Genomic DNA, 7,097 nt, shown 5'->3' with positions numbered 1-7,097 from the left:
GGCCCGGCGCCAGGCTCGGGCAGAGGGAAAACCTCTGCCCGAAAAGCGGCAGCATGTTCCGCCGTCGAAGTGGCGTGCTGAAGAGCGCCTTAAGGCGCAGGCAGAGAAGAAACGCATCCTGGACGACGCCCAGGATGAGGCAAAGGCGGCCGTTGAAAACGGCCGGGACCTGGCCAAGGCCACGGTCAAGAAATCGCGCAAGCGCGCGGTAAAAGAGGCGCGGGCCCGCAAACAGCGGACCGCGCGGGAAACTGCAAAGATGATCCGCCGCCGCGATACGGCGGAGGCAGAGGCTGTGCAGAAGGAAAAAGCGGCTGACGCCGCGAATGCTTTGAAAGAAAAAATTGTGGCTGAGGTCGGGGCATTGGAGCCGAGGGTTAAGGGGTATGAGGCAAGGGCGGAAGAAGCAGCAGAAAAGTACCGGGCCGAAACGGCAGCGCGGAAGGCCGAAGAGGAAAAACGCGCGCGGATTATCCAGGAAAGGCAACAGGCCGAGCAGGTGCTGAACACCACGAAGGCGGAAAAATCTGATCTGGCCGTTCAACTGCGGCGGATGGTTCAGCACCGCGGCCAGGAAGAAAAAGCGGCTGCTGAGGCCCAGGCTGCCCGGCTGGCTGAGGAGAAGAGGCTGCAGGAGGTAGAAGAAAACGTCCGGTTGAAGGCAACGGAGGCAGAGGTCATCACGGATGCTATCGAGACCGGGTTGGACCTGGTTGCTGATGGGGCGATTTGCTGGCGGGAGGCGTCTGCGGATCAGCAGGCAGGCTTGGCTTAGGGCGCGGCCGCTCCGGATACCAAGGGTGCGCGGGCCGAAACGCTGAGAGAAATCCGCCCTGCGATGCGGATGGTCACCCGCATTGCTCAACTGGTGGCCCGGACCGTGAAACGCGTCCTCGCCAAGGAACGGCAAAAGCTGAAAAGTGACGCGGATTATGTGCGCGGCCTGCGTCAGAAATGGGAACCGGAAGATGATGCGCGGCTGAAGCAGATCTCGCACGGTGGGATAGACAGCGGACCGAAATAGGACCGATTGCTGCCTTTTGCTGCGTGAAAAGCCAAGGTTTGCTGTCGGGACTTTGCCGTCATTCGTTTTCTCCACTTCGCTGGCGCAGCATTTCCTCGCAGTCGCGGCGCTTGTACTGCTGCAACGCAGCGTGTGTCGTCATTCCAGCCATTCATGGGCGTCGTTTTGACTGGAACCTAGACCGTGCTTTCGCCGCGACTCGTTCGGACCAACAAGACGCCGGAGTTACCGGACGTACGCCTCCGTAGTCAATGCATCTGCAGAAAGCACACAATGATGCTTGCGTTTGCAGCAACGGGTTTTTGGGATCGCAGCAGATTTCGTCAAAGCGGTTATTGAAAACCGCACCGACGGGCGGATTTCAAACCGACCATTCGCGGAACTTTGGCCGAAGCAGCGAGACGCGGGATGAAGCGACCGCTGGCCCACCGACGTTTCACAGCGGTCTTGGTGCCACCCGGTGGATGGTCCTGAAAGATCTGCGTAATATGAAAGACCGCCGTCTGTGCAGCCTGTTCACGCTGCAATGACAAATGCTGATGTGGTGGTCTAGTCGCGTCTGCTTCGCAAGCGTAGTCAGGGAGAACAGGAAGCGGAAACGAAACCTTCCAGGCCCACCTTTCTTGCGATTCAGTGCTCACAAGAAGAGTTGAATTCTTCAAGCCTTGTCTGGAGTTGGAAGATGGCGGTCCCGCACGATTGCATGGGCGGTGAATTCGGCCAGTTCGCCGCGCCAGATTTGGCGGCCAAAGCAGAACGGCCGTCCACCCGCGTCGAAGATCACCTGCTCCAGTTCGATCCCTGCATTATAGGTCGGCAACCCGAGCAATCCTGCCTCCTCCTCATTCAATGCGCGCATACGGATGGAAATGTCGCCGGAATGAGGCGGCATACCGTATTCCCGCTCCATGAGCAGCGTTGTTGATTGCTGCAGGTCATGGCTGAAAAGATCCGGAAACAGATGCGCGACGGCAAATTCCTCTTCTACAAAGGCAGGATGCCCTTTGAGCAGAAACAGCCGTGTGTACTTGTAAAGGGCGTCGCCCTCGGCCACTGCAAGCTTGGCCGCCAGGGCGGCGTCGGCTTGGGTCAGCTGTTTTGAGATAAGTTCGATCTTAAGGCCAAGTTCGCCGCTTTCTGCATGGGCAAAGAAGCTGACCGTCTTGCTGATGTCATAGGTCAGCCGCTGCGGAGAGACGAATCGGCCGCGGCGCCCGGAACTGTAGGCGAGACCTTCCTGTTCAACAGCCAAAAGTGCGCGGCGGGCGGTCATCCTGCTGATGCCGAACTGCTCTCCGATGGCTCTTTCAGAGGGCAGTGCGCTATGTTCGGGCAGGTTTCCACTGCGGATCTCGTCGCGCAGATGGTCGATAACTTTCTGAAAAACAGGAACTTTGCTTCCTGCGGCCGGATTTTTTTCGCTCATGCTGTACAGGTTCCACAGTTTTTGTTTGGTATATACCAGTTCATTGGTGTATACCAGAGATCAAGGATTTCGCTACCTGACTGCATGGGGAACCCAGGGAATGCAAGGTGGCGAAGCAGGTGGGGAGGGGCTGCTGCAGCCCGATGATTTCTGGAGACAGGCGAATGAACGTGGTGCCGGATATTCAGGCTCTGGAGTTCGCAGCGGATGGCGGTCTGGGCGCTAGGGCGCGGATCGGACTGATCGTGCTGCAATCCGACCAGACGCTTGAGCATGAGTTCTCTGCGCTTTTGCGGCGCGATGATGTTGCCTTGTATCACGCGCGGATCCCGAACGAGATGGAAGTCACTTGCGGCACGCTGCGCAAGATGGAAGCCGACCTGCCTGCCGCGGCTGAGTTGCTGCCGCCGGCGTTTGAATTCGACGCAATCGGATATTGCTGCACATCCGGCGCCACGATGATTGGCGAAGAACGGGTGGACGGCATTCTGCGCACAGTGCATCCGAAGGCAAAAATCACCAATCCGCTGACGGCCTGCAAGGCTGCGCTTCAAGCCCTGAAGGTGAAAAAGATCGCGCTGATCACACCTTACGCCCCAGAAGTGACCACTGAAATGCGGGACAACCTGGCAGCGGCGGGTTTCGAGGTGAACGCAATCGGAACCTTCAATCAATCGGACGATTTCAAGGTCGCCCGGATTTCCTCGCAAAGCATTCTGGCTGCGGTCAAGGAAATCGGCCAGCGCGATGATTGTGATGGCGTGTTTGTGTCCTGCACCAGCCTGCGGGCGCTGCCCATTATCGCCGAAGCCGAAGACGCCCTGGGCAAGCCGGTTCTGTCCAGCAATCAGGTCACCGCCTGGCACCTGGCCCGGCTGGCCGGGGTGCGCGACAGCATCGCCGGGGCGGGCATGCTTTTTCACACTCAACTGAAGCCTCAGGATTAAGATGATGACGGACCTGCACCCGGCTGCCGAGCGCGGCTTCTCCACAAGAGAATTCGAGCAGCGGACTGCGGCAGCGCAGAAGATCATGGCGGGTCTTGGGCTGGATGCGCTGCTGCTGACCACCGAACCGGAAGTGCGCTATTTCACCGGCTTCGACACAATCTTCTGGCTGAGTCCGACGCGGCCCTGGTTTGTGGTGATCCCGGCCAGTGGTGCCCCGATTGCGGTGATCCCGGAAATCGGCGCCCCCAGCATGTCGCTGACCTGGATTTCCGATGTCCGCACCTGGCTGGCGCCTCAGCCGGAGGACGACGGCATTTCCCTGCTGGCTGAGACTTTGCGCGAGGTGATGCCGGGTGGCGGCACCCTGGGCCTCCCTATGGGGCATGAAACCCATGTGCGTATGCCTGCGGCTGACTTTCAGAAACTGCAGGGCAGACTGGATGGTATTTCCATAGCCGACGGCACTGATGTGGTGCGCCGCCTGCGGATGGTGAAATCACCCTCTGAAATTGCCAAGATCGCGCGCATCTGCAGCATCGCCTCGGCCGCTTTTGAGGATCTGCCGAACCATATCCGGGCGGGCGATACCGAACGCCAGGCCTTTGCTAAGTTCAAGATCGACCTGCTGCAGAAAGGCGCCGATGACGTGCCTTATCTGGTTGGCAGCTCCGGCCTCGGCGGTTTCTCAGACGTGATCAATCGGCCCACCGACCGGGTGATCGCAGACGGCGACATGCTGCTGCTCGATACCGGCTCCCTTTGGGGTGGCTACAGCTGCGACTTTGACCGGAACTATGCCTTTGGCCATGCCACGGACGAAGCCAAGACGGCCTATGATCTGGCTTGGCGGGCAACCGAGGCTGGCCTGCAAGTTGCGCGTCCCGGTATCACCACCGCGGACCTGTGGGGTGCAATGGCCAAGGTGCTGGAAGAGGGCGGCTGCAGCGGCCATCAGATCGGCCGGATGGGCCACGGGCTGGGCATGCAGGTGACCGAATGGCCCTCGCTGATGCCCGGCGACAATACCGTGATCGAGGCCGGCATGGTGCTGACGCTTGAACCCGGCTTCGCCTTTGGCGGCAACAAGATGATGCTGCACGAAGAAAACATCGTCATCCACGAGGATGGCGCCGAACTGCTGTCGCGCCGTGCTGCGCGCGAGCTTCCGATTATCACATAAGCCACGGATATCACCAGAATGACCAAGCAACTCCCGTCCCACGCGCAGGTTGTCATCATCGGCGGCGGCATCCACGGCTGCTCGGTGGCCTATCACCTTGCCAAACAGGGGCTGACCGATGTTGTGCTGCTGGAGCGCAAACAGCTGACCAGCGGCACGACCTGGCACGCTGCCGGCCTTGTGGGGCAGCTGCAGGGCAGCCACGCCACCACCGCCTTTGCCAAATACGGCATCGAACTGCTGGAAGAGATCGAGGCGGAAACCGGCCAGAACCCGGGCTACCGGCGGTCGGGTTCGATCTCGGTTGCGGTGAACGATGAACGGATGGCCGAGCTGAAGCGCAAGGCGGACTTCGCGGCACTGTTCGGGATCGAAGCGCACTATCTGGAAACCGCCGAAATTCAGGAACGCTGGCCGCTGATGAACCCCGACGGTGTGCTGGGCGGCATCTATATGCCCAGCGACGGCTCTGCCAACCCGGTGGATCTGACCACAGCGCTGGCCAAGGGCGCGCGAATGCGCGGTGCCAAGATCTTTGAGAACATCAAGGTTGAAGAGGTGCTGACCCGCGAGAACAAGGCAGTTGGCGTGCGCACGGATCAGGGCACGATCAGCGCCGATTACGTGGTGAACTGCGGCGGTATGTGGGCGCGGGAACTGGGCCGCCAGAACGGTGTCGGGGTGCCGTTGCACGCCTGCGAACACTACTACCTGGTGACTGAGACGATTGATAACCTGCCCAGTGACCTGCCGGTGCTGCGCTCTTATTGCGACGGCACCTACTGGAAGGAAGACGCGGGCAAGCTGCTGTTTGGCTTTGCCCATTTCCAGGCCAAGCCCTGGGGCATGAAAGGGATCTCTGAGGACTTTGAATTCGACAGCCTGCCGTTTGTCGAAGACGACGTGATGGAGGTGCTGGAGCTGGCAATGAACCGGGTGCCTCTGCTGCAGGAAACCGGCATCCGCACCTTCTTTAACGGGCCGGAGAGCTATTCCTATGACGGCCGTTTCATCCTGGGGCAGGCGCCGGACATCTCAAACTACTTTGTACTGGGCGGGGTGAACTCCACCGGTATTCAGTCGGGCTCAGGTGCGGGCCGGGCCTTGGCGCAGTGGATCATCGACGGCCACCCGCCGATCGACCTCAGCGAAATGGACCCTAAGCGCTGCGAGGAATTCCAGGCGCGCGATCCCTATCTGCAGGAACGCTGCCCGGAAACGCTGGTGCTGACTTATGCGATGCACTGGCCGAACCGCCAGCGCGAGAGCGTCCGCAACCTGCGCCGTACGCCGTTCTATCACCCGATGAAGGCCCGCGGCGCCTGTTTCACCGAGGCCCAGGGCTGGGAACGCCCCGGCTGGTTTGCGCCCAAAGGGGTGGAGCCGAAATATGAATACAGCTTTGGCCGCCAGAACTGGTTCCCCCATGTACAAGAGGAGCAGAAGGCTGCGCGTGAAGCCGTTGCGATGATCGACTACACCATGCTGGGCAAGCTGATGGTTGAAGGTCGTGACGCCGAAAGCTTCCTGCAGCGGGTCTGCACCAACAACATGGCGATGGCCAACGGCCGCGTCGCCTATACGCTGATGCTGAACGAACGCGGCGGCATCGAAAGTGATGTCACGGTTGCCCATCATGGGCCGGACAGCTTTATGATGATGAGCTCGATCTCGCACACCCGGCGCGACTACCTGCACTTGCGCGATCTGATCCACCCGGATGAGGACGTGCGTCTGCGCGATGCGACAACCGCCTATGGTGTGCTGGGGATCATGGGGCCGAAAAGCCGTGAACTGCTGCAGGCCGTCAGCGATGCGGATGTCTCGCACGCGGCTTTTCCGTTCAACAGCCTGCAGCATTTCCACATCGGCCACGCATCAGTGTTTGCGCAGCGCCTGTCCTATTCCGGCGAGTTGGGCTGGGAAATCTTCGTCACCCCGGATTTCGCTGAGCATGTGTTCGACGTTCTGATGCAGGCCGGTGAACAGTTCGGCATCCGCCTGATCGGTGGCGAGGCGCTGAATGCGCTGCGGCTGGAAAAGGGATTTGTCCACTGGGGCCACGACATGGCCTATACCGAGGCGCCGCATCAGATGGGCATGGAGTTTGTCTGCAAGGCAAAGAAGCCCATCCCCTTCATTGGCCGCGACGCCTATCTGGCACGCAAGGCAGAGAACAAGGGGCCGTTCCTGTGTTCGGTCAAACTGCGCGACCCCGGACCGCTGCTGCATCACAACGAGCCTGTTCTGCGGGACGGCAAGATTGCGGGCTATGTGACCGCCGGCGCCTGGGGCCAGACCGTCGGGGCGGCTGTCGGCCTGTGCCTGCTGACCCTGCCGGACGGCGAAACAGACAAGGCAGCGGTTGAGATCGGCCAATTCACGGTCCTGGTCGAGGGGCAAAGCATCGCGGCCGATGTCAGCCTGACCCCGTTCTATGACCCGCAAAGCAAACGGATGCTGTCCGGCGCCTGAGGGCGCCCGGCATCAAGGAGGAGTTCACGGTCCTGATGCACA

General features: G+C 60.5%; 5 protein-coding genes and 1 pseudogene. 5 read left to right on the top strand and 1 reads right to left on the bottom strand.

Annotation, left to right across the window (positions count from 1 at the left end; translation table 11 throughout):
* Both A2I95_RS18835 and A2I95_RS18830 read left to right on the top strand, forming a co-directional pair.
* Positions 1–775, top strand: a pseudogene (locus A2I95_RS18835) (hypothetical protein); the annotation flags it as partial.
* Between the two features lie 69 nt (positions 776–844).
* Complete coding sequence (locus tag A2I95_RS18830; RefSeq protein ID WP_291732064.1) at positions 845–1,024, top strand: hypothetical protein; 180 nt, start codon at positions 845–847, stop codon at positions 1,022–1,024.
* Between the two features lie 658 nt (positions 1,025–1,682).
* Here the strand turns inward: A2I95_RS18830 and A2I95_RS18825 are convergent.
* Positions 1,683–2,450 (bottom strand): GntR family transcriptional regulator, encoded by a 768-nt coding sequence (locus A2I95_RS18825; RefSeq protein ID WP_291732063.1) that lies wholly within the window; start codon positions 2,448–2,450, stop codon positions 1,683–1,685.
* A 164-nt stretch (positions 2,451–2,614) separates the two neighbouring features.
* Between A2I95_RS18825 and A2I95_RS18820 the strand changes: the two genes are divergently transcribed.
* The 3 genes from A2I95_RS18820 to A2I95_RS18810 are packed head-to-tail and all read left to right on the top strand — an operon-like array spanning position 2,615 to position 7,055.
* Positions 2,615–3,397 (top strand): Asp/Glu racemase, encoded by a 783-nt coding sequence (locus A2I95_RS18820; protein WP_291732062.1) that lies wholly within the window; start codon positions 2,615–2,617, stop codon positions 3,395–3,397.
* A 1-nt stretch (position 3,398) separates the two neighbouring features.
* A complete protein-coding gene (locus tag A2I95_RS18815; protein WP_291732061.1) occupies positions 3,399–4,580 on the top strand; it encodes a Xaa-Pro peptidase family protein in 1,182 nt (393 codons plus the stop codon).
* An 18-nt stretch (positions 4,581–4,598) separates the two neighbouring features.
* The gene (locus A2I95_RS18810; protein WP_291732060.1) at positions 4,599–7,055 is read left to right on the top strand and encodes an FAD-dependent oxidoreductase; all 2,457 of its coding nucleotides are present in this window, start codon (positions 4,599–4,601) and stop codon (positions 7,053–7,055) included.
* Positions 7,056–7,097 lie beyond the last annotated feature (42 nt).

Source organism: Leisingera sp. F5, assembly GCF_001593695.1.
Note: the sequence above shows the minus strand (reverse complement) of the source record. Positions and strands in the feature narration are given on the sequence as shown.

Bases quoted from the DNA above. Each gene is read 5' to 3' on its own strand.
- A2I95_RS18830 (WP_291732064.1), top strand. From the start codon at position 845: ATGGTCACCCGCATTGCTCAACTGGTGGCCCGGACCGTGAAACGCGTC.
- A2I95_RS18825 (WP_291732063.1), bottom strand. From the start codon at position 2,450: ATGAGCGAAAAAAATCCGGCCGCAGGAAGCAAAGTTCCTGTTTTTCAG.
- A2I95_RS18820 (WP_291732062.1), top strand. From the start codon at position 2,615: ATGAACGTGGTGCCGGATATTCAGGCTCTGGAGTTCGCAGCGGATGGC.
- A2I95_RS18815 (WP_291732061.1), top strand. From the start codon at position 3,399: ATGATGACGGACCTGCACCCGGCTGCCGAGCGCGGCTTCTCCACAAGA.
- A2I95_RS18810 (WP_291732060.1), top strand. From the start codon at position 4,599: ATGACCAAGCAACTCCCGTCCCACGCGCAGGTTGTCATCATCGGCGGC.